Origin of the sequence: Planococcus maritimus, assembly GCF_001592825.1 — a bacterium.
Classification (GTDB): Bacteria; Bacillota; Bacilli; order Bacillales_A; family Planococcaceae; genus Planococcus; species Planococcus maritimus_C.
In genome coordinates this window covers 268,803-293,316 of record NZ_LTZG01000021.1, presented here as the reverse complement: position 1 = coordinate 293,316, position 24,514 = coordinate 268,803, and the positions used below count along the sequence as shown (strand labels likewise).

General features: G+C 47.2%; 26 protein-coding genes and 1 riboswitch. Of the genes, 17 read left to right on the top strand and 9 right to left on the bottom strand.

What is annotated here, in order from left to right:
- Positions 1-116 precede the first annotated feature (116 nt).
- Positions 117-719: a 30S ribosomal protein S4 gene (rpsD, locus tag AY633_RS11850; RefSeq protein WP_068488533.1), complete on the bottom strand. Its 603-nt coding sequence runs from the start codon at positions 717-719 to the stop codon at positions 117-119.
- Positions 720-1,045: 326 nt separating this feature from the next.
- On the opposite strand from rpsD, the gene megL reads away from it, so the two are divergent.
- The gene (gene megL / locus AY633_RS11845) at positions 1,046-2,254 is read left to right on the top strand and encodes a methionine gamma-lyase (RefSeq protein WP_068488532.1); all 1,209 of its coding nucleotides are present in this window, start codon (positions 1,046-1,048) and stop codon (positions 2,252-2,254) included.
- Between the two features lie 38 nt (positions 2,255-2,292).
- Here the strand turns inward: megL and AY633_RS11840 are convergent, their stop codons facing one another.
- Together AY633_RS11840 and hisJ are read right to left on the bottom strand one after the other, a co-directional pair.
- Positions 2,293-2,772: a GAF domain-containing protein gene (locus tag AY633_RS11840; RefSeq protein WP_068488531.1), complete on the bottom strand. Its 480-nt coding sequence runs from the start codon at positions 2,770-2,772 to the stop codon at positions 2,293-2,295.
- 29 nt (positions 2,773-2,801) lie between these two features.
- Positions 2,802-3,602, bottom strand: a complete 801-nt coding sequence (hisJ, locus tag AY633_RS11835; RefSeq protein ID WP_068488530.1) for a histidinol-phosphatase HisJ — start codon at positions 3,600-3,602, stop codon at positions 2,802-2,804.
- Positions 3,603-3,752: 150 nt separating this feature from the next.
- On the opposite strand from hisJ, the gene ezrA reads away from it, so the two are divergent.
- The 11 genes from ezrA (at position 3,753) to AY633_RS11780 (ending at position 14,779) form a co-directional block, all read left to right on the top strand.
- Positions 3,753-5,447 carry a septation ring formation regulator EzrA gene (gene ezrA / locus AY633_RS11830; RefSeq protein WP_068488529.1) on the top strand — a complete coding sequence of 565 codons (1,695 nt, stop codon included), beginning with the start codon at positions 3,753-3,755 and terminating at the stop codon, positions 5,445-5,447.
- 57 nt (positions 5,448-5,504) lie between these two features.
- Complete coding sequence (locus AY633_RS11825; protein WP_068488528.1) at positions 5,505-6,617, top strand: cysteine desulfurase family protein; 1,113 nt, start codon at positions 5,505-5,507, stop codon at positions 6,615-6,617.
- Positions 6,614-7,816 carry a tRNA uracil 4-sulfurtransferase ThiI gene (gene thiI, locus AY633_RS11820; RefSeq protein ID WP_068488527.1) on the top strand — a complete coding sequence of 401 codons (1,203 nt, stop codon included), beginning with the start codon at positions 6,614-6,616 and terminating at the stop codon, positions 7,814-7,816. The genes AY633_RS11825 and thiI overlap by 4 nt, the downstream gene beginning before the upstream one ends.
- A gap of 223 nt (positions 7,817-8,039) precedes the next feature.
- Complete coding sequence (gene mbcS / locus AY633_RS11815) at positions 8,040-9,614, top strand: acyl-CoA synthetase MbcS (RefSeq protein WP_068488526.1); 1,575 nt, start codon at positions 8,040-8,042, stop codon at positions 9,612-9,614.
- A gap of 127 nt (positions 9,615-9,741) precedes the next feature.
- Positions 9,742-10,674, top strand: a complete 933-nt coding sequence (rarD, locus tag AY633_RS11810; protein ID WP_068488592.1) for an EamA family transporter RarD — start codon at positions 9,742-9,744, stop codon at positions 10,672-10,674.
- A gap of 61 nt (positions 10,675-10,735) precedes the next feature.
- Entirely contained in the window at positions 10,736-11,746 is a 1,011-nt protein-coding gene (gene sppA / locus AY633_RS11805; RefSeq protein ID WP_068488591.1) for a signal peptide peptidase SppA, read from the top strand.
- Positions 11,747-11,760: 14 nt separating this feature from the next.
- Positions 11,761-12,330 carry an RDD family protein gene (locus AY633_RS11800; protein ID WP_068488525.1) on the top strand — a complete coding sequence of 190 codons (570 nt, stop codon included), beginning with the start codon at positions 11,761-11,763 and terminating at the stop codon, positions 12,328-12,330.
- 36 nt (positions 12,331-12,366) lie between these two features.
- On the top strand, positions 12,367-12,873 hold the full coding sequence (gene tpx, locus AY633_RS11795; RefSeq protein WP_068488524.1) for a thiol peroxidase: 507 nt from the start codon (positions 12,367-12,369) through the stop codon (positions 12,871-12,873).
- Between the two features lie 53 nt (positions 12,874-12,926).
- The gene (locus AY633_RS11790) at positions 12,927-13,847 is read left to right on the top strand and encodes a class I SAM-dependent methyltransferase (protein WP_068488523.1); all 921 of its coding nucleotides are present in this window, start codon (positions 12,927-12,929) and stop codon (positions 13,845-13,847) included.
- Positions 13,848-13,970: 123 nt separating this feature from the next.
- On the top strand, positions 13,971-14,390 hold the full coding sequence (locus AY633_RS11785) for a universal stress protein (protein ID WP_068488522.1): 420 nt from the start codon (positions 13,971-13,973) through the stop codon (positions 14,388-14,390).
- A gap of 59 nt (positions 14,391-14,449) precedes the next feature.
- Positions 14,450-14,779, top strand: coding sequence for a zinc ribbon domain-containing protein YjdM (locus tag AY633_RS11780; RefSeq protein ID WP_068488521.1), 330 nt, complete (start codon positions 14,450-14,452; stop codon positions 14,777-14,779).
- 67 nt (positions 14,780-14,846) lie between these two features.
- On the opposite strand, the gene queE is transcribed toward AY633_RS11780, so the two are convergent.
- From queE to queC, 3 genes are read right to left on the bottom strand one after another with little or no spacing between them, the layout of a single operon-like run.
- On the bottom strand, positions 14,847-15,554 hold the full coding sequence (queE, locus tag AY633_RS11775; protein WP_068488520.1) for a 7-carboxy-7-deazaguanine synthase QueE: 708 nt from the start codon (positions 15,552-15,554) through the stop codon (positions 14,847-14,849).
- Positions 15,551-15,973, bottom strand: coding sequence for a 6-carboxytetrahydropterin synthase QueD (queD, locus tag AY633_RS11770; RefSeq protein WP_068488519.1), 423 nt, complete (start codon positions 15,971-15,973; stop codon positions 15,551-15,553). Before queD ends, queE begins: the two co-directional genes overlap by 4 nt.
- Positions 15,970-16,632 (bottom strand): 7-cyano-7-deazaguanine synthase QueC, encoded by a 663-nt coding sequence (gene queC, locus AY633_RS11765; RefSeq protein WP_068488518.1) that lies wholly within the window; start codon positions 16,630-16,632, stop codon positions 15,970-15,972. Before queC ends, queD begins: the two co-directional genes overlap by 4 nt.
- Positions 16,633-16,640: 8 nt before the next feature.
- Positions 16,641-16,684, bottom strand: a riboswitch (PreQ1 riboswitch).
- A 106-nt stretch (positions 16,685-16,790) separates the two neighbouring features.
- Here queC and AY633_RS11760 point away from each other — a divergent pair.
- Positions 16,791-17,729, top strand: coding sequence for an NADP-dependent oxidoreductase (locus tag AY633_RS11760; RefSeq protein WP_068488517.1), 939 nt, complete (start codon positions 16,791-16,793; stop codon positions 17,727-17,729).
- A 42-nt stretch (positions 17,730-17,771) separates the two neighbouring features.
- On the opposite strand, the gene AY633_RS11755 is transcribed toward AY633_RS11760, so the two are convergent.
- Positions 17,772-18,272: a universal stress protein gene (locus tag AY633_RS11755; RefSeq protein ID WP_068488516.1), complete on the bottom strand. Its 501-nt coding sequence runs from the start codon at positions 18,270-18,272 to the stop codon at positions 17,772-17,774.
- A gap of 298 nt (positions 18,273-18,570) precedes the next feature.
- Here AY633_RS11755 and ald point away from each other — a divergent pair, with 298 nt between their 5' ends.
- Complete coding sequence (gene ald / locus AY633_RS11750; RefSeq protein ID WP_068488515.1) at positions 18,571-19,686, top strand: alanine dehydrogenase; 1,116 nt, start codon at positions 18,571-18,573, stop codon at positions 19,684-19,686.
- 59 nt (positions 19,687-19,745) lie between these two features.
- On the opposite strand, the gene AY633_RS11745 is transcribed toward ald, so the two are convergent.
- Positions 19,746-20,846 (bottom strand): M24 family metallopeptidase, encoded by a 1,101-nt coding sequence (locus AY633_RS11745; RefSeq protein WP_068488514.1) that lies wholly within the window; start codon positions 20,844-20,846, stop codon positions 19,746-19,748.
- Positions 20,847-20,936: 90 nt separating this feature from the next.
- On the opposite strand from AY633_RS11745, the gene AY633_RS11740 reads away from it, so the two are divergent.
- Complete coding sequence (locus AY633_RS11740; RefSeq protein ID WP_068488513.1) at positions 20,937-21,617, top strand: metal-dependent hydrolase; 681 nt, start codon at positions 20,937-20,939, stop codon at positions 21,615-21,617.
- 168 nt (positions 21,618-21,785) lie between these two features.
- Complete coding sequence (locus tag AY633_RS11735) at positions 21,786-23,093, top strand: DRTGG domain-containing protein (RefSeq protein WP_068488512.1); 1,308 nt, start codon at positions 21,786-21,788, stop codon at positions 23,091-23,093.
- A 70-nt stretch (positions 23,094-23,163) separates the two neighbouring features.
- Here AY633_RS11735 and AY633_RS11730 read toward each other — a convergent pair whose 3' ends face one another.
- Complete coding sequence (locus AY633_RS11730; protein WP_068488511.1) at positions 23,164-23,463, bottom strand: YtpI family protein; 300 nt, start codon at positions 23,461-23,463, stop codon at positions 23,164-23,166.
- Positions 23,464-23,556: 93 nt separating this feature from the next.
- On the opposite strand from AY633_RS11730, the gene AY633_RS11725 reads away from it, so the two are divergent.
- The gene (locus AY633_RS11725) at positions 23,557-24,498 is read left to right on the top strand and encodes a DHH family phosphoesterase (protein WP_068488510.1); all 942 of its coding nucleotides are present in this window, start codon (positions 23,557-23,559) and stop codon (positions 24,496-24,498) included.
- Positions 24,499-24,514 lie beyond the last annotated feature (16 nt).

Below are 24,514 nucleotides of genomic sequence, written 5' to 3'. Positions count from 1 at the left end.
GGAATCGACGAAACCAAGAGAGGAGGCATATTTCTCGCGGCAGTTTGAAAAACAGCCTGAAAATGATGGCATAGAAAAAACCCTCCAGGTAAACCTGAAGGGTTTTGGTCAATCGATTAACGTGAGTAGAACTCAACGATCAATTGTTCGTTGATTTCAGCAGACAATTCGCTGCGCTCTGGGAGACGGACGAATGTGCCTTCTTTTTTGTCAGCGTCGATTGAAACGTATTCTGGAACGAAGCTGTTTACTTCGATCGCTTCGTTGACAACATCAAGGTTGTTAGACTTTTCGCGGAAAGCGATTGTTTGTCCTGGTTTCACGCTGTAAGACGGGATGTCTACACGTTTGCCATCAACAAGGATGTGGCCGTGGTTTACCAATTGACGAGCTTGGCGGCGAGTGCGCGCAAGGCCGAGGCGGTAAACAACGTTGTCAAGGCGTGTTTCAAGCAAGATCATGAAGTTCTCGCCGTGTTTGCCTTCCATTTTACCAGCTTTGTTGAACAAAGTTTTGAACTGACGTTCGTTTACTCCGTACATGAAGCGTAGTTTTTGCTTTTCTTGCAATTGCAAACCGTATTCAGAAACTTTACGGCGTTGGTTAGCACCGTGTTGACCTGGTGCGTAAGGGCGTTTTTCGAGTTCTTTACCTGTGCCGCTCAAAGAAATTCCAAGGCGACGTGACAGTTTCCATGCTGGACCTGTATAACGAGACATAATGAGTCTCCTCCTCTAATTTGGTTTTTAGAGTAAAATAAAAACCAGATGCATTCATGCTGTAAGCCATTTTGTTTTCATGTACCTTCGCTCAGCAGCCAAGAGTTACGCGATACACCTCCGCAGAGGAACAAAATGGACAAACCCGCACATACAACTGCTGCGATTATTTTACACAAAGGCTAGTATAACCGATTGGAGATGTATCAGTCAATCGATATACAGCAATATACGAAGAAATGAAGCTTTCTTTTTCGCCTATCTCAGAGTAAAATGGAGATAGTTATAAATGTAAGCGCTTTCTATAATTGGTGAGGGGTGTATGAATGATGAAACAAAAACACAAGTTTGAGACAGCGATAATTCACAAGGGCTATGACAGTAAAGTGCATCACGACAGCTTGTCGACGCCACTTTATCAGACGTCTACTTTTTCATTTGCAAATGCCGAACAAGGAGAAGCCCGTTTTGCTGGGGAGCAGGACGGAAACATCTACTCGCGCCTCGGCAATCCGACGGTGCGCGTATTAGAAGAGCGGTTGGCGGAGGTCGAAGGTGGATCCGGTGCACTGGCATTCGGATCAGGGATGGCTGCAGTCAGTACGATTCTGGTACATTTGACGAAAGCGGGCGATCATGTGCTGTGCTCGCGAGGCATCTATGGGTGTACATTCGGTTTATTGTCAATTATGGAAGAAAAGTATGGCATTACGCATTCGCTTATTGGCATGAGTGATGAACAGGAGATCGAGCAGGCGCTACGTCCTGAGACGAAAGTCATCTATGTGGAGACACCAATCAATCCGACAATGGAGCTCGTTAATTTGCGGGCGGTCGAAGCCGTGGCCAAGAAACACGGCTTGCGCGTGGTGGTCGACAATACGTTCAGCTCGCCATATCTACAGAATCCGATTGAGTATGGTGCTGATTTTGTACTCCATAGTGCCACCAAGTATTTGAACGGCCATGGCGATATTGTCGGCGGGGTATTAGTCGGAGCAGACGCGGAAGAAATGCAGTTAATCCGTATGACTGTCCAAAAGGATTTCGGTGGCATTATGTCGCCGTTTGATGCTTGGCTATTGATTCGCGGCTTGAAAACATTGCATGTGCGCATGGACCGCCATATCGATAACGCAGAAAAAATTGTCGAGTTTCTCCAAGAGGAACAAGCAGTGACCCGTATTTTGTATCCATTTGATGCAGGACATCCTCAAATGGCGCTGGCCAAAGAACAGATGCGCCGAGGAGGCGGGCTGATTTCATTCGAACTTGAAGGCGGCAAAAAGCAAGCGCAGGAATTTCTGAATGCTTTGTCGCTGATTAAAATTGCCGTTAGCCTAGGGGATGCTGAAACTTTGATACAGCATCCGGCGACTATGACGCATGCCGTCGTGCCACCGGAAGAGCGCGAAAAGATGGGCATCAGTGACTCACTCGTCCGTTTATCGGTCGGGCTTGAGAACGTCGAAGATTTAATGGCGGACCTTGCACAGGCTTTTGTCAAGATTAAGTCCAATTTGCAGGAAATCTAAAAAAAGATCCCGGCAGTCTGCCGGGATCTTTCTTGCATTTAGATATGCTTCAATAGAGTGTCTGCAAATTTTTCAAGCCCGTTGCGGTCTTCTTCGGTGAATCGCGCAAGCTCCGGGCTGTCGATATCGAGTACGCCAATGGCTTCGCCGTCTTTGACGAGTGGAATGACGATCTCTGAACGAGAAGCGGCATCGCAGGCAATATGGCCAGGGAAGGCATGAACATCATCGATAAGCATGGTTTCATTTTTGTCGATGGCCGTACCACATACGCCTTTGCCGACCGGAATTCGGACGCATGCAGGCATTCCTTGGAATGGGCCGAGGACGAGCTCGCCCTCTTCCATTAAATAAAAGCCGACCCAGTTGATACGATCGAGGAATTGGCCAAGGAGGGCAGAAGCGTTCGACAAATTAGCGATGCGGTTCGGTTCACCTGCAAGCAAGGCGTCAAGTTGCTTATTGAGCAGATTGTATTGCTCTTCGCGTGTGCCGCTGTAAGAAGTTGTAGCAAACATGGAATCATCTCATTTCTAATAGTTTCTATTTAATAGTGTTCAGTATAAAAGTGTTCTGCGTATTTGTGCAAGCCTTCTGTACTATGGGCATCCGAACCGAAAACAAGTGGGATGCCGAGTTCACGCGCATAAGCGATATAAGGCGCGGGCGGGTAGAATTCCTGGCAGCCGGGTTTGGATAGCCCTGCCGAATTGACGTCAAGCTCATAGCCATGTTTTTTGATCAGCTGCAAAATATTTCGGATGCGTGCATCATCATCTATTTGCTCCCCGTGGACATGCTGAAATTTATGGCACAGCGTCGGGTGGCCGATGCGCTTCGGTTTATAGGGGCCGAGGTCAGCTATAATGGAGGCTTCGACTGTATCGTAATACAGGTCGTAGACTGCCTGGACAGAACCCATGTCATTCGCAAGTTGCATAAACACCTCTGCACTGAAATCGCAGCAAATAAAGCGATTCTGGTAACGCAAGAAGTGGACCGAAAGAATGGCGTCTTCCAGATAAGAACCGACTTGTTCCAATATGTGGGACGTTTGTTTTTCAAAGCCTTGGATAAAATCCACTTCTAGTCCGCTGCGAATACGCATATTGGGGTAGTTTGGCTTTACTTCATTGAGCGCGTTGAAGTAGGCTGGCATTTCACTGTTATTCATGCCGCTGTCTTGTGCAGGGGTCGTATCCATAAAACCTGCAGGTAACGGGGCGTGTTCCGTGAAACTGATGTCGGTAAATCCGGATTTTTCTGCCTTATCCACATAAGCGTGAAGCGGGTCGCTTGTACCATGAGGGCAAAACGGGGTGTGAATGTGGCCATCTCGTTTATTCATAAAGTTCACCATCTTTTCAATTTGATAAAATTATTCCCTGTTTTCTTCTAATTTGGCAAACAAAAGAGTAGAATACATGTTAAAATAAAAGAATCATTAAACATACTTATGTAACCGGTAATGTATTTGGAACAGGGGGCTAAATGACTTATGATGGAGTATATCATCATTGCGGTCATCATTCTATTGGCGCTGCTTATTGTCGGCATGGTGTTTCGAAAACAACACAATGCGGAAATCGAGCGTCTGGAACAACTGAAACTGCAACTAAAAAAGAAACCAATTATGGAAGAACTTACTAAAGTGAAACAATTGAACTTGAATGGCCAGACAGAAGAAATGTTCGAGCGCTGGCGCAATAAATGGGACGAAATCATGGATGTCGATATCCCCAAAATAGACGCAACACTCTATGACGCAGAAGAATCGATTAAGCGCTTTAACTTCCCAAAAGCTTCCAAGCTTGAAAAACAAGCGGAAGTAAAAATAGATGACGCCGACCAGCAAATCGCGGTCATTTTCGCGGAATTGGACGAATTGATCGGCAGCGAAGAAAAAAACCGCAGCGAAATGGACTTGATCCAAGACAAATACGTGAGGGCTCGCAAGAATCTATTGGCCCATAAATCTTCATATGGCGCGGCCGCTGAACCTCTTGAAAAACGCCTGGAATCATTTGTTCAGCGTTTCGAGGAATACGACCAGCTAACGGACGAAGGCAATTACTTAAGAGCTCGTGAAATGGTCATCAATTTATCATCAGACAGTGCACAGGCATTCATGCTCGTAGACGATATCCCAATGATGCTAACAGAAATCGATGGTAAGATTCCACAGGACTTAGCACAGTTGCGCTTAGGTAAACAAGAAATGGAAGAGCAGTCTTATTACTTAAACCATCTCGGCTTGACCGAAAAAATCGAAGAAATTGAACAAGAACTAATTGTATTGAAAAAACAATTGGATTCCTTGGAAGTTTCCGATAGCAAAAACCAGGTCGATAAAATTAAGGACCGGATTGATGCGATGTACGAGCTATTGGAAAAAGAAGTGGCTGCTAAGCATTATATCGACCAGCATCTCATGGATACGGAGCGCCACCTTCAAGTAGTAGCCCGCGACACTCAGGAACTGGAAGAAGAAAGCCGTTATGTGCAACATAGCTACAAAATTACCGACCAAGAAGCGGCAATTCCAAAAACTTGCCTAGAAAAAGTTCAACAATTGGCAAAGCGCTTCGAACTATTATCGGCGCGCTTAGAAGAAGACCAGTCTGCATATTCAAGCTTACAGGATGAATTGATGCATATCCGTGAAGATTTATCGATCGTAGATTCGACGCAAATGGACTTTACTGATGCGTTGAAAAACCTGAGAGTCGAGGAAAACAAAGCCCGCATCCATGTGGAAGAGTTGAGACGCCGTCTCCAGGAAACCGATCGCATGCTTCATAAGGCGAATATCCCGGGAATTCCAGAAGATATGGATGTCCGTCTCGAAGAAGCGGAAGAGCATTTGTTTGTCGCGATGCGTGCGCTTCGCGAAGTGCCCCTTAATATGAAGCTAGTCGATAATTATATGGAACAGGCAGAAACAAGCATTACGGACGTAGAGATCAAAGCAAAAGAAATGGTTGAAAATGTCTTGCTTGTAGAACGCATCATTCAATACGGAAACCGTTACCGGAAGACGAATCCCCAGCTTCACGCCCATCTATTGGAAGCCGAAGAATCATTCCGCCAAATGCGCTATACGAAGGCTTTGGAAGAAGCGGCGACAGCTGTGGAAAATTTTGAACCTGGCTCGATGAAACGCATTGAAGTTCTCGTAAAAGATCAAGACTAAGATAATAACGAAACCACCAGCAGACGAGCTGGTGGTTTTCTTTTCGGAGGGATAGCAATGATATATTTAGATAATAGTGCAACGACCGAACCGGACCCACAGGTGCTCGAAACGTATGTAAAGGCAAGCAGCCGTTATTTCGCGAATCCGGCATCGCTGCACCGCTTAGGAAATGAAGCGGAAGATTTACTGGAATCGGCACGCAACCAGATAAAAGCCTTGCTTGGCTATGAGCAAATCATTTTTACATCAGGCGGGACCGAAGCGAATAATTTGGCGATCCGCGGAGTGGCTTACGCCAATCAGGAAAAAGGACGCCACATCATCTCCTGTAAAACCGAGCATCCATCGGTTTTGGAACCGTTGAAGCAACTGGCACAAGAAGGCTTTGACATCACTTTGTTGTCTGTGGATCGGTCGGGAGCGATTGATCTAGAAGAGCTGCGGGAGGCACTTCGCGACGAAACGATTCTCGTGAGCCTTATGCAAGTCAATAACGAGATCGGCACGATTCATCCACTAGCTGAAGTCCGCAGCATGCTAGAACATCACCGGGCCTTATTTCACGTCGATGCTGTACAAGGTGCCGGCAAACTGCCTCTCGGTAAAGAGGAGCAGCCAGATTTACTGACGATCTCTGCCCATAAATTGCATGGTTTGAAAAACAGCGGTCTATTGGCTATAAATAAAGCGGCAATCGAACCCATCCTCTTTGGAGGTGGGCAAGAAAATGGGCTTCGCAGCGGCACCGTGTCGGTTCCAAACGCCGCTGCGATGGCAAAAGCATTGCGCCTTGCCAGACCAATGGCGGATCATCTAGAATGGAATGCGGCATTGCGCTCTTTTTTCGCCGGATACCAGGATATCTACATTGTCAGCCCGGATAACGCGGCACCGCATATTTTGGCTTTGGCCATAAAGCATGTACGAGGTGAGACCTTGGTCGGCGCTTTGGGGCAAGAAGGCGTCATCGTCTCGACTTCGAGTGCCTGTTCTTCTAAGAATAAACAAGCAAGCCATGTGATCGAAGCGATCGGGTTGCCGCGCGAATATCGCGACGGTACAATTCGCATCAGCTTCGGTGCCAATACGACACAGGAAGACATTACCGAACTGAAAAAACGTTTCCATAAAGCGCATCAATTGATCAAAGGAGTCGAATCATCATGAAAACCAATCAAATTCTCATCCGCTATGGTGAGCTGTCTACAAAGGGGCGCAACCGGCAAGCTTTTATTTCGCGGCTCCGGAACAACATTCAAACATTATTTGCCGGTATTCCGACATTGCGCATTAAAGCTGAGCGTGACCGCATGTTCTTATTCTGTGATGATGAACAAGGCATGGAGGACATCTTAAAACGGCTTCCTTATGTGTTTGGCATCCAGTCATTTAGCCCAGTCACGCAGACTAGCCTAGAACTGGATGAGATGAAGCGTACCGCGTTATCGATTGTCAGCAAAATGGACACTCAAAACAAAAGCTTTAAAGTGTCTGTTAAACGGCCCTTTAAAGAATTTCCTTATGAAAAGCCAGAAATCATGCGGACCATCGGCGGCTATGTGCTCGGCAACACGCCGGAATTGACCGTCGCGATGAAAAAACCCGACATCGATTTGCAGGTCGAAATCCGCCAAGATGCCGCCTATATGATGGCCGAAACAATTAAAGGCGCAGCAGGCTTGCCGATTGGCGCAGGCGGCAGAGGATTATTGATGCTGTCCGGCGGTATCGACAGCCCGGTTGCTGGATATCATATGTTAAAACGGGGCGTGAGACTTGAATTGATTCATTTCTTCAGTCCACCCTTCACAACCGAGCGCGCAAAAGAAAAAGTGCTCGACTTGGCGGAGAAATTGAGCGGCTTTGGCTCGCCTGTCACCTTGCACATTATTCCATTCACTGAAATCCAGCAGGAAGTCCATAAGCAAGTGCCGGATAATATGACGATGACGTCGACACGCCGGATGATGATGCGCATAGCGGATGCTGTGCGAGCGAAGACCGATGCGAAAGCGATTATTACCGGCGAAAGCCTCGGCCAAGTTGCCAGCCAAACATTAGAAAGTCTGCAGGCAATCAACGCTGTGACCAATACGCCGATTTTGCGCCCGTTGATCGCGCAAGACAAACTCGAAATCATCGAAACGGCACAAGCGATCGGCACTTACGATATTTCCATCCGGCCATATGAGGATTGTTGCACGATCTTCACGCCGGCCAATCCGAAAACGAAACCGAAAACAGACAAAGTGGAGCATTACGAAAGCTTTGTATCATTCGATGATATGATCGACCAAGCAGTAGCACAGCGCGAGATTATTGAATTTCCAAGAAAGAAAGAACAACGATTTGAAGATTTGCTATAAGTTTAAAATGACTAGCCCAGTCAGGAACTCAAACCAAGTTTCTGGCTGGGCTTTATTGATGGCGTTATTCGCTATTGCATGAGAACAATAATATGCAACTTACGATTCAATGAAACTGATGGGATTCAATAAAATTCTCTTTTACAATTATTTTGAATAATTAAATAGTTGCTGTATAATGATACAAGAATAATAATAGTTCATGGGCAAAGGGGAGATTGGAATGAAACGCGAGCAATTATTAGCACCTGAAAACTATAACTTGGTAGAAGAATTCGAACGATTTGCCGACGGAGATGGACGCAAGGCAATTATTTGGGAAAATGACAAAGGGGAAAAGAAAAATCTTACATACGATGAATTGGTCAAACAAGCGAACCGGGCGGCGAATAGCTTCGAAGCGGCAGGACTTCAAAAAGGTGATGTTGTGCTAGTCATGGTTCCACGGCTCATCGAAGCCTATATTGTTTATGTCGGGGCATTAAAAGCAGGGTTGGTGGTGATTCCGAGTTCGGAGATGTTGCGAGCGAAAGACATTTCTTACCGTCTGAATCATAGCGAAGCAAAAGCGGTCATCGCTTATGAGCCGTTTTTAAGTCAATTTGAAGGCGTGGATGAAATGGCTGCGTTGACGAATTTCGTCATCGGCCAAGGAACGGATTCGTGGCTTTCGTTGACGGATGAAATGGCAGTCGCTTCCGATCATTACGATGCGGCGCAAACCAAAAATGATGATATGGCATTTCTCTCGTACACCTCTGGGACAACTGGTAATCCAAAAGGCGTCGTCCACAGCCATGGCTGGGCATATGCGCATCTACGAACTTCTGCAGAGCATTGGCTCGGTGCGCAAAAAGGCGATTTGGTTTGGGCAACAGCAAGTCCAGGTTGGCAAAAATGGATTTGGAGCCCGTTTCTTGCAACGCTCGGAAGCGGCGCGACGGCGTTTGTCTATAATGGCAAGTTCGATCCGGCCGTTTACCTGGAACTGCTTGAACAGCGTAAGGTCAATGTATTGTGCTGCACGCCGACTGAATACCGGTTGATGGCAAAACAGAAAGATTTAGCGAAATACGACCTCAGTTCGCTTCACAGTGCGGTATCAGCAGGTGAGCCTTTAAATGCGGAAGTGATCGATGTTTTCAAAAGACATTTTGAATTGGATGTTCGCGACGGCTATGGGCAGACCGAAAATACATTGCTTGTCGGTACCATGAAGGGAATGGAGGGCCGCACGGGCTCAATGGGCAAACCAACACCGGGCAACCGGGTGGAAATCATCAATGATAACGGAGAGCCTTGTAAAGTGGGAGAAGTTGGCGACATTGCCGTACACGTTGAAACGCCGGCGCTGTTCAAGGAATATTTCAAGGATGCAGAACGCACTCAAATGCAATTCCGTGGCGATTACTATGTCACAGGCGATAAGGCTTCAAAAGACGAAGATGGGTTCTTCTGGTTTGAAGGGCGTGGCGACGATATCATCATTTCCTCTGGCTATACGATCGGGCCATTCGAAGTGGAAGATGCGCTCGTCAAACATCCCGCCGTGCAGGAATGCGCCGTCATTGGTTCACCGGATGAAATTCGCGGAACCATCGTCAAAGCTTTTGTGGTTTTAACTGAAGGCCATGACATCGGTGATGAGCTGATAAAAGAACTCCAGCAACACGTCAAAGAATTGACAGCGCCATATAAATATCCACGAGCTATTGAGTTTCGCTCAGAGTTACCAAAAACCGCATCAGGGAAGATTCGCCGTGTCGAACTGCGACAAGCGGAAATCGCAAAAAAATAATAATTTATTCAAAAGCTCCCGCTTATACCGGGGGCTTTTGCTGTATTTACTTTCCAATATGGCAGGCATATAATGGGTCTATTATTTCGTGAATAAAAATACTTGAAGAATGGTGCGCGATGCGAAAATGACTGAAGAGAAAAAAGGAACCTTGCTGACGATACTAACTTATACGATTTGGGGATTTCTCCCGATATTTTGGAAACAAGTCGACCATGTGCCCGCCGATGAGTTGTTGGCCGGGCGTATTTTTTGGGCGTTTTGGCTGACGCTCGGCTTTATCGTTCTGACAGGGGGCGGCAGGCAGTTTATGGATGACGTTAAGTCATTGTGGAAATCGAAGAAAACTTTTTTTCTACTAATGCTGGCTTCGTTCCTCATTTCGGCAAATTGGTTTTTCTATATTTACGCGGTGACCAACGATCGAATCGTTGAAACCAGCCTTGGTTATTACATCAATCCATTGATTTCTGTTTTGCTCGGTTCGTTCTTTTTAAAGGAGAAACTATCGCCTGCTGTTAAAATCGCCTTTGGACTTGCGGCAATTGGCGTATCGGTCATTACGATTTCGTACGGCACGTTGCCGTGGCTAGCACTTGGCATGGCGTTCAGTTTTGCCTTTTACGGATTGATCAAAAAGACCATCCGTTTAAATGCACTGAGGGGACTCGCAATCGAGACGATGTTCGTCTTGCCGTTTGCGACCGCTTATTACGTCTATTTGTTTTCGATCGACCGCGCGGCATTCCTGCACAGCGGTGTCTCGACCGACCTGCTCGTCATTCTCAGTGGATTTCTGACGGCTGTGCCGCTGCTATTATTCGCCATGGGCGCGCCGTTAATTCCGTTGTACATGATTGGCTTTCTTCAATACATCGCCCCAAGCTTGATGCTATTGATCGGCGTCTTTCTCTATGGGGAAGCGTTTGGCTTAGTGTCGATCATTTCCTTCTCCTTTATCTGGAGTGCTTTGATCTTGTTCACAGGCTCGAAAATCATGGAGGCGAGGCGAACGAAAAGAAATCGCCGCTTAGTTGGTGCTGAATTTAGCGGAAAGTGAAACATTTTAGGGTCTATACCGTATAGTTAACTGAAATACTTAAGGAGGGAATAGAAACATGATGAACAAAAAACGATGGATTGCCTTGCTTGCCGCTGCCATTTTGCTTGCGATATCACTCGTCATTAACTCGGCATTCACAATACTGCAGTCAGATTTCACTTCGGGATTTGATGATTGGACAGGAACAGAACAGACAGCCTTGAGCGAACACGTAGTGGAACCAGGCAACGGATCCAACCGCATTGCTGTATTGAATGTGGACGGGGCGATTCAAGATACTGGGGAAGCGTCCCTATTTTCCGCTGCCGGTTACAACCATGATCTGTTCATGGAGCAACTACAGGCTATCAAAGAGGACAGTAGCGTCAAAGGCGTTGTCTTGAAAGTCAATTCTCCGGGTGGAGGAGTCGTTGAATCGGCACAGATCCATGACAAGATCAAAGAGATCCAGGATGAGACCGGAAAACCGCTTTACGTATCGATGGGGGCAATCGCTGCTTCTGGAGGTTACTACATTGCGGCGCCTGCTGAAAAGATTTTCGTTAGCGAAGAGACTTTGACAGGCTCAATCGGCGTTATTATGCAAAGCGTCAATTACGGTGAATTGGCAGAACGCTATGGCGTAAACTTTGTCACCATCAAATCGGGTCCATACAAAGACATCATGAGCCCGACGCGTGAAATGACAGATGATGAGCGTGCCCTTTTACAGGAAATGCTCGATAGTTCATATGAAGAGTTCGTCGACGTAATCGAAGAAGGCCGCGATATGACCGAATCGGAAGTAAAAGAATACGCAGACGGCCGCATCATGAATGGCCGCCAAGCGGTCGAAGCCAACCTCGCAGATGATTTCGGCTTTGAAGAAGATGTCATCCAGGCGATGCAGGATGACTTTGATTTAGCGGGCGGCGAAGTGTTCGAATACGGTGCTAGCGAGAACTGGTCTTCACTATTTGCAATGAAAGCCGGTTCATTCTTCGGCATGGATATGGAAACCAAGTTCATCTCGGATATGCTATCCCAAAATAGCGGACCGCGCATGATGTATCTATACGGTGAAAACTAAGGAGGTGGAGAAGCATGACTGATTACGTCAATAACGAGTCGGCAGAACGGGCGGCTGCAACTCCGCCGGCCCGGCCGGAAAACGATACCATCCTATTTTACGAGCGTAAGCCCGCAGGATTTTGGATGCGCTTTTGGGCGTATTTAATCGATCTCCTGGCCATTTCGGCAGTATCCTCTATTCTAGTACGGCCGCTGTTTGCGCTATTTGGATGGGAAACGGCTGAAACTGTGTGGTATGCCCCATATGCGATTGTGACCGCGTTTGTTTTTTATGGATATTTTGTGTTGATGACAAAGTTTTTTGCACAGACACTCGGGAAGATGGTGTTTGGCCTGCGCGTTGTTTCGTTGAAAACGGAGCGACTATCCTGGTCGACCTTATTGTTCCGCGAATGGATCGGCCGTTTTATCTCGGCAACGATTTTGCCTTTGTATTGGATTGTCGGATTCACTGCTTTAAAGCAAGGTGTCCATGATTTCATTGCAGATACGACGGTTGTTCACGAGGACGCTTACCGAAAACAGCAAATGGCGAGAAAGAGGCTGGAAGGGTCTCGGTTGCAAGAAAGCGAAAGCATTTAGTATGATAAAGGTAATCTGAAAGGGAGGCGTTGCAATTTGGTACAAATCACATTCAAGCAAAACCCTGTAACATTGCCAGGCAATGAAGTGAAAGTAGGCGATCAGGCACCGGACTTCACGGCGTTATCGAACAGCCTGGAACCGAAGTCTTTAGAAGACTTTAAAGGCAAAGTGCTATTGGTTAGTGTCGTCCCATCGCTTGATACAGGAGTATGTTCCGATCAGACAAAACGCTTCAGCGATGAAGCGGCATCACTAGGAGAAGACGTAGAAGTATTGACGGTTTCTTGTGACTTGCCATTCGCACAGAAGCGCTGGACCGAAATTAACGGTGTAGACTCCATCACGACATTGTCCGATCACCGCGATCTTTCGTTCGGTGAAGCGTACGGCTTGACGATGCAAGAACTGCGCTTGTTGGCACGTTCCATTTTTGTGGTCGATAAAGACGGCAAAGTGGCATATGTGGAATATGTGTCAGAAGGCACCGATCACCCGGATTACGACAAAGCACTTGAAGCAGTTAAGAAACTGACAAACTAATACCAAGAAACCCACTCTTGCCGAGTGGGTTTCCTTATTGAGGACGGAGATTTATGAATTCATCTATGGAAAGTATTTTTACGGCGATTGACAATGAAACGGTGTCAATCCAAAAACAGGAAGACAGTTCCTATTTAGAAAGTCTACTCACGACGACAGAGCGTTGGCTGGACGGGCAATTGTCTATTGCAGGAAGCGCGACGAAAGAAGATATGCGAAAAGCGCTGCAGCTGTCGATTTTAAAAGGCATGAAAGAGCATGTCCAGCCACATCACCAAATGACACCGGATGCGCTCGGTTTATTGATCGGCTATTTGGTGGAACTATTCGTCAAAGAACAGCAAGCGACTGTGCTGGACCCAGCAGCGGGCACAGGCAATCTATTGTTTACGGTGATGAATTATTTGGATGGCCGCATGAGCGGAACCGCTGTCGAACTCGATGATCTGTTAATCCGCCTGGCTTCGAATATCGGCAATTTGATCGAGCAGCCAGTGACGTTTTATTTGCAGGATGCCCTGCAACCGCTATTGATCGATCCGGTCGATTGCGTCGTTTCTGATTTGCCGGTCGGTTATTATCCGGATGAAGCAACTGCCTCAAATTACGAGTTGAAAGCGGAAGAAGGCATGTCTTATGCCCATCATTTGTTCATCGAGCAATCGTTGAAGCATACAAAAGCAGGCGGCTATCTGTTCTTTGTCATCCCAAGAAATATTTTCGAATCACCAATGGCGGGACAATTGCACAGCTTCCTGAAACATCAAGCGCATATCCAGGCGGTCATGGAACTGCCGGAGAACATCTTTAAAAACGCTCAGCATGCTAAGGCAGTGTTGGTTTTGCAGAAAAAACAAGACGGCTTGAAAGCACCGAAAGAAGTGCTCCTTGCCCGCGTCCCGAATATGTCGAAGCCTGAAACGATGGCGAAATTCTTTACACAAGTCAATGGATGGTTCAAAGAAAATAAATAAAGGCATAAACCGGTTCTATTCGTAGAGGGCCGGTTTTTTCGTTCTTGGAAAAAGGCAGGAACTTTTCAGGGGACGGCGAATAGCGTTAAGTAAGAGAATGATCATCTCGAAAGGAGTGGGAGTATGTATCAGAAGATTCTACTGGCTGTCGACGGTTCCGAAAATTCGGTTCGTGCAGCTAAAGAAGCCGTAAAGATTGCTAGTTTGGTTGATGGAGCGGAAGTGACGGTTGTCTATGTGTCCGATTACAAAGAAGATGCAAATGAAGTGATTCATGACGCCGCAGCGATGGAATTCGATTTGGCCAGAAAGAAAAAGATCCAGCCAGTTGCCGAGCTGCTGGATAGGGAAAAAATATTCCACCAAGTCGAAGTGTTGCATGGTATTCCAGGCCCCGCAATCGTCAAGATGACCAAGGAAAAGCAATACGATTTAGTGGTCATTGGGAGTCGTGGATTGTCGCCGATCCGTGAAGTCATGCTAGGCAGCGTTAGCCACAAAGTCGTCAACCATGCAGAATGCCCCGTTCTTGTCGTTCGGTGAAAACCGCCGTGGCGATTTGGTATACTGAAATCATCGTAAATTAAGGGAGATGAAGATACATGATGGAGTTGCCGAATTGCCCACAATGCGGTTGTGAGTACACGTATGAAGATGCTGGAATGGTGGTGTGCCCAGAGTGTGCCCATGAATGGAATCCGATTGAACAACTGCAAGAGGAAGCGGTGCGCGATGCGGTTGGAAACATTTTAGAGGATGGGGACGCTGTCACGGTGATCAAAAATTTGAAAGTAAAAGGCAGTTCGAATACCTTGAAAATCGGAACGAAAGTCAAAAGCATCCGACTTGTAGACGGTGACCATAATATCGATTGCAAAATCGATGGCTTGGGTGCAATGCAATTGAAATCGGAATTTGTGAAAAAAGCCTGAGGTCGATGCAGGCAAAAACCCGGTCAGTTCGCCAGAAATAGCGAACCGACCGGGTTTTATACTTGAGTTAAACTCCGCGTTTATTTCCCCATAACAAGGTGTGCAACTGAGGCAGCACTTTGGCATCGTTAAGTTCAGCGGATGACAGATGTCTGTCAATTAGCCATTGGTAACGGCCGAGCAGATGCTGGACGAGTTGCTCATCGTCAGTCGTTTGTGTGTCATCATTTCCGACTTGCAAAAAGAATGGAAATGCTGGATAGCGCAAGTGAAGCTGTTCCGCAAAAAAGAAATCAGCTTCGTCAAATACGACCACTTTCAAACTCGCTTGAGCCGCAGATAGCCTGCCAAGCATCGCATCGAGTTTGGAGTAATCCAAAATCATGCCTGAACTTGGAGGTTTCGGCGACACGGTGACGTCATCAATTTCTGTGAGCCAGTCCTGCCAAATGCTGCCTTGTGTTTCGACCGCAGTGCGCCAGCCGTTTTCGCGGCACAACGCGACAAGATCCGCTATTCCTTTGTGGAGAGCCGGATTGCCGCCGGAAATAGTGACATGGGAAAAGGCATCTTTCCCGAGTTGTTTTAACTGAGTAACGATGTCATTGGCTGCCATCGCTGTGCTTTTGCCTGTGCCATCCCATGTGAATTTGGAGTCGCACCAGGAACAGGAATAGTCGCATCCGGCTGTTCGGACGAACATCGTTTTTTGTCCCATGACCATGCCTTCGCCTTGGATGGTCGGACCGAAAATTTCCATTACCGGGATTTTCATGACGACACCTTCTTCGGCCGGTAGATCACATAGCTTGTCGGCGTTTCACGGACAATGACTTGCAAGCATTCCGGTTGGTTATCCGTTTGGTCAAGCATCTCTTGGATCAACGTATGAATTTGTCTGGCGAGTAATTCAGTCGTGGGGAAAGTGTCGCTGAACTCCGGGTGATCGTTCAATACGCTATGGTCATAGCGTTTATGCACCAGGTCTTTCAAGTGTTTAAAGTCGATCAGAAAGCCGGTATCATTCAACTGGTCGCCGGCAATTGTTAGATTCAGGTGATAGGTATGGCCATGCATCTTAGCGCATTTACCTGCTTCATCGGCAGGGATATAGTGGGCAGCTGAAAAATGCATATCTTTGTTTAATTCAAAGCAATACGAATGCGAAACCGTTGGATAGAATTGCTGCATCATGACTTTGCACCTGCCTTTTGAGAAAGGTAAGTCTGCAAGCCTTCGTTTCGCAACTTACAGGATGGGCATGTGCCGCAGCCTTCTGCCGGAATGCCATGATAGCAAGTTAAGGTTTCTTTTTGGACGAAATCGAATGCGCCGAGTTGGTCGGACAATTCCCAGACTCCCGCCTTATCGAGCCACATAAGCGGCGTGTGGATAACAAACTGCTTATCCATCGATAAATTGAGTGTGACATTCAGCGACCGGATGAAAGTATCCCGGCAATCCGGATAGCCGCTGAAATCGGTCTCGCTGACACCCGTGACCAAATGTCGCGCGCCGAATGCGTCGGCATAAATTGCGGCAAAAGATAGGAACAACAAATTGCGCCCTGGCACAAATGTAGATGGCAGGCCATCACTTTGTTCTTTGACTTCGATCGAGTCGCGCGTCAAGGCATTGGCGGATAATTGATTGATAAGCCCCATATCGAGTACTTGTAATGTGACGCCAAGCGTTTCTGCGATGTGTTTGGCATGTTCAATTTCCTGCACATGACGCTGGCCGTAATCAAAAGTGACGGCGAGCACTTCGCTGAATTGTTCTAACGCCCAAAATAGGCAAGTGGTGCTATCTTGTCCGCCGCTGAACACGACGACGGCTTTTTCATTTTTCATGTAACTACAGCTCCTTAGTTTTTTTGAGAGGGAGTTTGCGAACCTCTTTTATGAAACAGTTACCATAATAGCATAATTAGGCGAGTTCCTGTGTTTTTTCATGTGTAGCGAAAATGTTGTCAGGGTATACAGGGGTTAAAAGGGAGGAGTGGCTGCAGATGAAAGCAATAGTCATTGATCAGTACGGAGGAAAAGAACAATTGAAAGAACGGGAAGTGGAAACGCCAGCCATTTCAGCGCATCAAGTTTTGGTGGAAGTCCACGCGACTTCAATCAATCCGATTGATTGGAAGTTGAGAGAAGGCTATTTAAAAGAAATGCTGCCATGGGAGTTCCCGATTATTCTTGGCTGGGATGTCGCCGGAGTCGTAAAAGAAGTGGGCGATGAAGTGAGGCATTATCATCCGGGCGACCGGGTTTTCGCGCGTCCCGCTACGACGCGTCAAGGAACCTATGCAGAATTCGTCCCTGTCGATGAGAATTTGCTGGCACGCATGCCTGAAAGCATGAGTTTTGAAGAAGGCGCAGCAATTCCATTGACAGGGCTGACAGCATGGCAATGTTTAGTAGAGACCGGCCAGATTAAAAAAGGCGATAAAGTGCTCATACATGCAGGAGCTGGTGGCGTCGGCAGCATGGCAATTCAAATTGCCAACAGCATTGGCTGCTACGTAGCAACAACAGCGAGCGATAAAAACGATGAACTTGTTACTTCACTTGGCGCAAACCGCGTCATCGATTATCGCGAAGAGGATTTCTCAGAAGTGCTGGAGAATTTTGATTTCGTGTTGGACACGATGGGCGGCGAAACGCTCGACAAAAGCTATGGCGTCTTAAAACGTGGCGGCAAGCTAGTCAGCATAGCCGGTCAGCCAGATGAAGAAAAAGCGGAACAGCTCGGGATCGAAGCGAGCAGTTATTGGCTTGAGCCGAATGGCCAGCAATTGAAAAAGTTGGGCGATTTATTCGTTAGCGGGGAAGTAAAGCCGGAAGTAGGGCATATTTATCCGCTGACGGAACAAGGTGTACGAGATGCGCATGAGTTAAGCGAATCTCATCATGCCAGAGGTAAAATTGTTCTCAAAGTAAAAGGATGACAGATAAAAGCACGCGGCCATCAAGCCGCGTGCTTTTATCTGTTATTCCGATTTGCCGGAACGTTCTTCTGAATAATAATCGTCGGGTGCATCGCTTTGTGCTTCATCTGTACGAACAACGAGCACATCGCATTTAGAGGAGCGAACGATATGTTCTGAAACACTGCCGATGAGGAAACGTTCGACAGCATTCAAGCCGGTAGCTCCGCAAATGATCAAATCGGCTTCGACTCTCTTAGCCAGTTCGCGTGGGATCATCGTTTTAGGCGAGCCGTAATCGACCACGATATTGACGTTTTCAACACCGCCTGCTTCGGCTTCTTTTTTGTAATCCCCCAGCAAATCTTCAGCGAATTTTTGGGCACGGTCCGCGATTGAGCGGTCATATGCTTCAATGGCAGCGAATGAACGGGTGTCGATTACGTTTACCAGGTTCAAGGTCGCGTGGTTTCTGGTGGCGATGCCGATGGATTTCTTGAACGCCCATTCCGCTTCTTTCGATCCATCGACAGCTACCAGGATGTGATCATACTTTAATGTCATCTCTACATTCCTCCTTTGTCTATACTATATCTTTCGGTACATAGGCAAATTGTTCCTCCTTTGAGAAGTAGATTATCTAAATTATTTGACAACTCTTTTTCTTTTAATATACCGGTATATCATTTCCTCCTTTTGTAAGCGCTTGTATTCCGTGCTTGGGACTATAAAAAATTATCTTTTTAAAAGACAAATTAATGGAGCAATATGAAATGGAATCTGTTAGAATGGATGTGGTTTCAAATGCTTTTAGTTTCATTTATTTTATTATTCCAGACACAATATATTGGAGGGTTTTGTAATGCGCATTGGGGTACCTACTGAAGTGAAGAACAACGAAAACCGTGTAGCAATGACACCGGCGGGAGTAGTGAACTTGGCACTTTTCGGCCATGAAGTTTTCATTCAATCCGGCGCAGGGCTCGGGTCAGGCTTTACCGACACTGATTACGAAGCGGCAGGCGCTGTCATTGTTGCCGACGCTGATCAAGCTTGGGCACAGGACATGGTCATGAAAGTGAAAGAGCCGGTAGCGAGCGAGTACAAGCACTTCCGTGAAGGCCAAGTCCTCTTCACTTATTTGCACTTGGCACCGGAAGTGGAATTGACGAATGCATTGATCGAATCGAAAGTGACCGGTGTCGCATATGAAACGGTTCAGCTTCCGAACAATTCCTTGCCGCTTCTGACACCGATGAGTGAAGTAGCAGGCCGCATGTCGACGCAGATCGGTGCGCAGTTCCTTGAGAAAATCCATGGTGGCGGCGGTATCTTGCTCGGTGGCATCCCAGGCGTTTCCCGCGGGAAAGTAACGGTGGTTGGCGGAGGCGTCGCCGGTACGAACGCTGCCAAAGTGGCGATTGGAATGGGCGCTGATGTGACCATCCTCGATTTGAATCCAGAGCGCTTGCGCCAATTGGATGACTTATTCGGCAAAGATGTGCAAACATTGATTTCGAACCCGTTGAACATCGCCCAATCAGTCGAAAAATCCGATTTGGTCATTGGAGCGGTATTGATTCCGGGAGCGAAAGCACCGAAATTGATCACGGAAGACATGATCAAATCGATGAAGCCGGGTTCTGTCGTAGTCGATATCGCTATCGACCAAGGCGGTATTTTCGAAACAAGCGACCGTATCACGACACACGATGCACCGACGTATGTGAAGCATGATGTTGTGCACTATGCGGTGGCGAACATGCCGGGCGCCGTTCCGCGCACATCGACAATCGGCTTGACGAATGTGACGGTCCCTTACGCAGTGCAAATTGCCAATAAAGGACTCAAGCAAGCAGTTCTTGATAACGAAGCATTGAAAAAAGGCGTCAATACGATGGACGGCCATGTTACGTACAAAGCGGTAGCTGACGATCAAGGCCTTGAATACAAAGCGATTGACGAATTGCTGCTATAAGCAAAAAAAGAGCGGTCCCGCGAAAATCCATCTGATGGATTCTCGGGGCCGCTCTTTTTCTATTGCCGGTTAATAATCGTTAGTTCTTTCGGGTATTTGGTCAGGACTTCGTAGCCGTTTTCAGTGACGACCAAATCGTCTTCGATGCGCACGCCGACTTGGTCGGTGACATAAATGCCGGGTTCGATTGTAAACACCATGCCCGCTTCAAGCGGCATATCGTTGCTGCCGTGGATCGATGGGAATTCATGGACAGAAATGCCAAGTCCGTGTCCGAGGCGATGCGTGAAATAGTCGCCATAGCCTGCATCTTCAATGGTTTTGCGGGCAATGCCGTCAAGCTCAGCCGCTGTCACACCAGGACGCACGGCATCAAGTGCCGCTTGTTCTGAACGCTTGACGATATCGTATACTTTTTTTGCTTGCTCACTCGGTTCACCGAAAGCGAGCGTGCGGGTGATGTCCGAGCAATAGCCCTCATAGATAACACCGAGGTCCATCAATACGAGGTCGCCGCGTTCAATTTTGCGCTGCCCTGTTTTGCCATGCGGAGAAGCGGCTTTAGGGCCCGTCAGCACGGTCGTGTCAAATGACATATGAGTGATACCGCGCTTTTTAAGGGCCGTCTCGATCTCCGTCATCAACTCGATTTCTGTCATGCCTTCTTGCATAACATCCGCTGCCACTTCAATGGCGTAATCTGCAAGCGATGCAGCATGGCGCAGGATGTCGAGTTCGGCGGCGTCTTTAATAACGCGCATCGCGTTCATTTGTCCGTCGATAGAGTGAATCTCAGGCGACTGGAAATACTGATTGATGGCGTCGTATCGCTCGACAATCATATGTGCTTTCTCGATGGCGATGCGTTTCAATGGCTGGTTGCGGGCAGCTGCGGTTTCGTAAAGCACTTGCATGGCGTCTTGCGTATCGGTGTGTCCTGCGATATCACCTGTCCAACCAGCCGCTTTCGCATCACTTGCTTCCATCGCCGGGCAAATCAAAAACGGTTCTGCATCGGCAAATACCATGACGGCGAGCAGTCGCTCTTTTGGGTCGCTGTTAAAACCGGTCAAATAGAAAACGTTGTGCGGATCGGTAATGAGCGCCGCATCAAGTTGTTGCTGTTTCAAAAAACTCTGCAAATTCGTTAATTTGGTCATATGTATTCCTCCCCTTCATGTGTAGCATATCAAAATTCAGGGTATAAAACAGCAGAAAGCCAAGAGTCAAAACTCTATTGGAGGGATAATATGAAAATTTCATTTCACGGACATTCGGTGGTGAAAATCCACACAGGCGGCAAAACGATTCTCATCGATCCATTCATTAACGGCAACGAATTGACAGACCTGATTGCAAATGAAGAAAAGCCGGATGCGATCCTGTTGACGCATGCGCATAATGACCATGTCGGTGACACCGTTGAAATCGCTAAAGCCTGCGGGGCTGTCGTCGTTGCACCCGTCGAGCTAGCGAATTATTTAAGTGGGCAAGGCTTGGATGCGGTCGGCATGAACCTTGGCGGTGCCAAAGAGTTCGAATTCGGGAAAGTGAAATACACAAAAGCGTTCCACAGCTCGTCTTATACAACAGATGAGGGGGAAGTCATTTACGGCGGTATGCCAGCTGGAATTCTTTTTGAAGCGGAAGGCAAGACCGTCTATCACGCCGGGGATACAGAAGTTTTCGGCGATATGGAAATCATCGGCAAGCGCCATTCAATCGATTTGGCATTTGTGCCGATCGGCGATTTCTTCACGATGGGACCGGAGGATGCGGCTTATGCAGTCGAGCTGATCAATCCGAAGACGGCGGTGCCGATCCATTACAATACTTTCCCACCGATCAAGCAAGACCCGGAACAATTCAAGCAAGCAGTTAAGCAGGCGGAAGTCCAAATTATGGAGCCTGGAGACAGCATCGAGTTATAAGGAACAACACCGTATGCAAACGGGCAAAAGGGAGAAGTATTCCTTTTGCCCGTTTTTTTTTTGATGGGTGAGACCAGAGTCGCTCGCGCTGCTCCTGGAGTGTTGTCGACTTCCCTTTGGATTATGATAAACTAGGGAGTAGAGGATAGCAGAAAGAATGGTGAAACCATGGCAACGAAACACGAACAGATTTTGGACTATATCGAGACTTTGGCTGTAGGGGAGAAAATCTCCGTTCGCCGGATTGCCAAAGAGCTTCAAGTTTCAGAAGGCACCGCTTACCGGGCCATTAAAGAAGCGGAAAACAAACGATTGGTGTCAACGATCGAACGGGTCGGCACCATTCGCATCGAGCGCAAGAAAAAAGAGAACATCGAGCGATTGACGTATGCGGAAATCGTCAAAGTCGTCGATGGCCAAGTGCTTGGGGGACGGGCAGGGCTCCATAAATCGCTCAATAAATTTGTCATCGGTGCGATGCAGCTTGAAGACATGATGCGCTATACAGAAGCGGGCAATTTGCTGATTGTCGGCAATCGCTACAAAGCTCATGAGTATGCCCTGCAAGCAGGAGCTGCGGTTCTTGTCACCGGAGGCTTTGACGCCTCGGACCAAGTGAAGAAGCTCGCCGACGAACTGGAACTGCCGGTAATCTCCACGAGTTACGATACATTTACTGTGGCGACGATGATTAACCGGGCGATTTATGATCAATTAATCAAAAAAGAGATTTTGCTCATTGAAGATATTTTGATTCCGCTTGAAAATACACATTTTCTGCACGTCAAGGATCCGATCAGTCGCTATAATGAACTGAATAACGAAACGACGCATGGTGGATTTCCCGTCGTCGACAGCAGCGGCAGGCTGGTCGGAATCGTCACTTCACGCGACGTTATCGGTGCATCTGATACGGAAGCGATTGACAGAGTGATGACCAAAGATCCGATTACCGTTTCACTGCAGACGAGTGTCGCAGCGGCAGGCCACCGGATGATTTGGGAAGGCATCGACTTATTGCCGATTACAGACGACCATCACAATTTGATGGGCATCATCAGCCGACAAGATGTGTTGAAAGCGATTCAAACAGCCCAGCGCCAGCCGCAGCAAGGCGAAACGATCGATGATATTATCAAAAGCCAATTAAACCTGGTACAAGAAGACCGGCTCAGCCTTGAATTCCGTGTCACGCCTCAAATGACCAATGCGTACGGCTCTTTGTCTTATGGGGCTTATACGATGGTGCTGACAGAAGCGGCGGCGACAGCACTTAAGACGAAAAACCGTAAAGACAGCGTGCTAGAAAACATGACAGTCTATTTCCTGAAGCCGGTGCAGTTGGACGCCGCATTGATCATCCGGCCGACAATTTTGGACATTAGCCGAAAGTCGGCAAAAGTTGATGTTGAAGTGTTTTACGATCAGCAAGTAATCGGCAAATCGATGTTGACATTCCAATTGCTCGACCGTTAAAGATTGCTGTCTTCATACAGAAGAAGTGAAAAACGCCAAAAAAAAACCTCTCCACATGGGAGGGGCTGTTTTATGGGTTCAAGCGGGTTTCTTCGTCTAGAAATGCCTGGTAATGGCGGTTGGCCTTGTAATTATGAACAATCAGCACCAAGCCTAGGACGATGAAGATTCCTGCGATGATATAAGTGACAGCAGTTTGGAAGATAAACAGCTGGTTGACGCCGAAAAAGGCAATAAAACTGCCGAGTGCAATTTGGGCGCGGCTAGCATACCAGTTTTTACGCACCGGCAGACGTGTGCGGATTTGTTTCGTTTTATAGTAAAGATAAAATACAGCTGAAACGATAATCAAAAATATAAATATAAGCATGGGGAACCTCCTGTTATGCAAATCTATTTCCATTGTAATGGGGATGATCTGAAAATGCGAATGGATTTCCCTGCCTACTGGAGGATTAAAGCAATGTATAGTCAAATCATCGACACAATTAAACAATTCGATACCATCATCATTCACCGCCATGTACGACCAGACCCCGATGCATACGGTTCCCAAATCGGCTTGAAATACATAATCAGCCATAATTTCCCGGACAAGCGCGTTCTTGCGGCGGGAGAGCATGATTACACCATGGATTTCCTTGATTTTCCCGATACAGTCGAGGACGCAGATTTTGAAGGGGCGTTGGTCATCGTTACAGACACGGCCAATACAGACCGCATCGACGATCAGCGTTATCTAAAGGGAGCGAAATTGGTGAAAATCGACCATCATCCAAATGATGATAATTATGGGGATATTTGTTATGTTGATACCAAAGCCAGCTCTTCTTCTGAAATGATTTACGAATTGTTTGCGTGTGGGCAAGCGGAAGGAAATTGGACCATGCCCGATAAAGGGGCAAGACTGCTCTATGCTGGAATAATTGGCGATACTGGGCGTTTCTTGTTTCCGAGTACTACCCAGAAAACATTCGACGTGGCCGGCGAGTTGATTAAATTTGATTTTGATCGCAATCAGCTCCATAACGGCATGTACGAAATGGATCGTAAATTGCTTCATTTACAAGGATATATGTATCAAAATTTCCAAATGAATGAGAACGGTGCGGCGTTTGTGAAAATCACACGAGATATTTTGGCGAAATTCGACGTAACGGCAACCGACACCTCATTATTGGTCGGCTCTCTCGGCAATGTGAAAGGCATTAGAGCTTGGGTCATCCTAATAGAAGAAGATACTGAAATTCGGGTTCGGCTGCGTTCTAAAGGACCCGTTATCAATACGCTCGCAAAAGAATTTGGAGGCGGGGGGCACCCGATGGCCTCTGGAGCCGTTGCATATTCTTGGGATGAGGCCGACCGGGTCATCGGGCGCCTGGAGGAAATTTGCGCGAAGGCATAAGGAAAGAAGGTGTTGA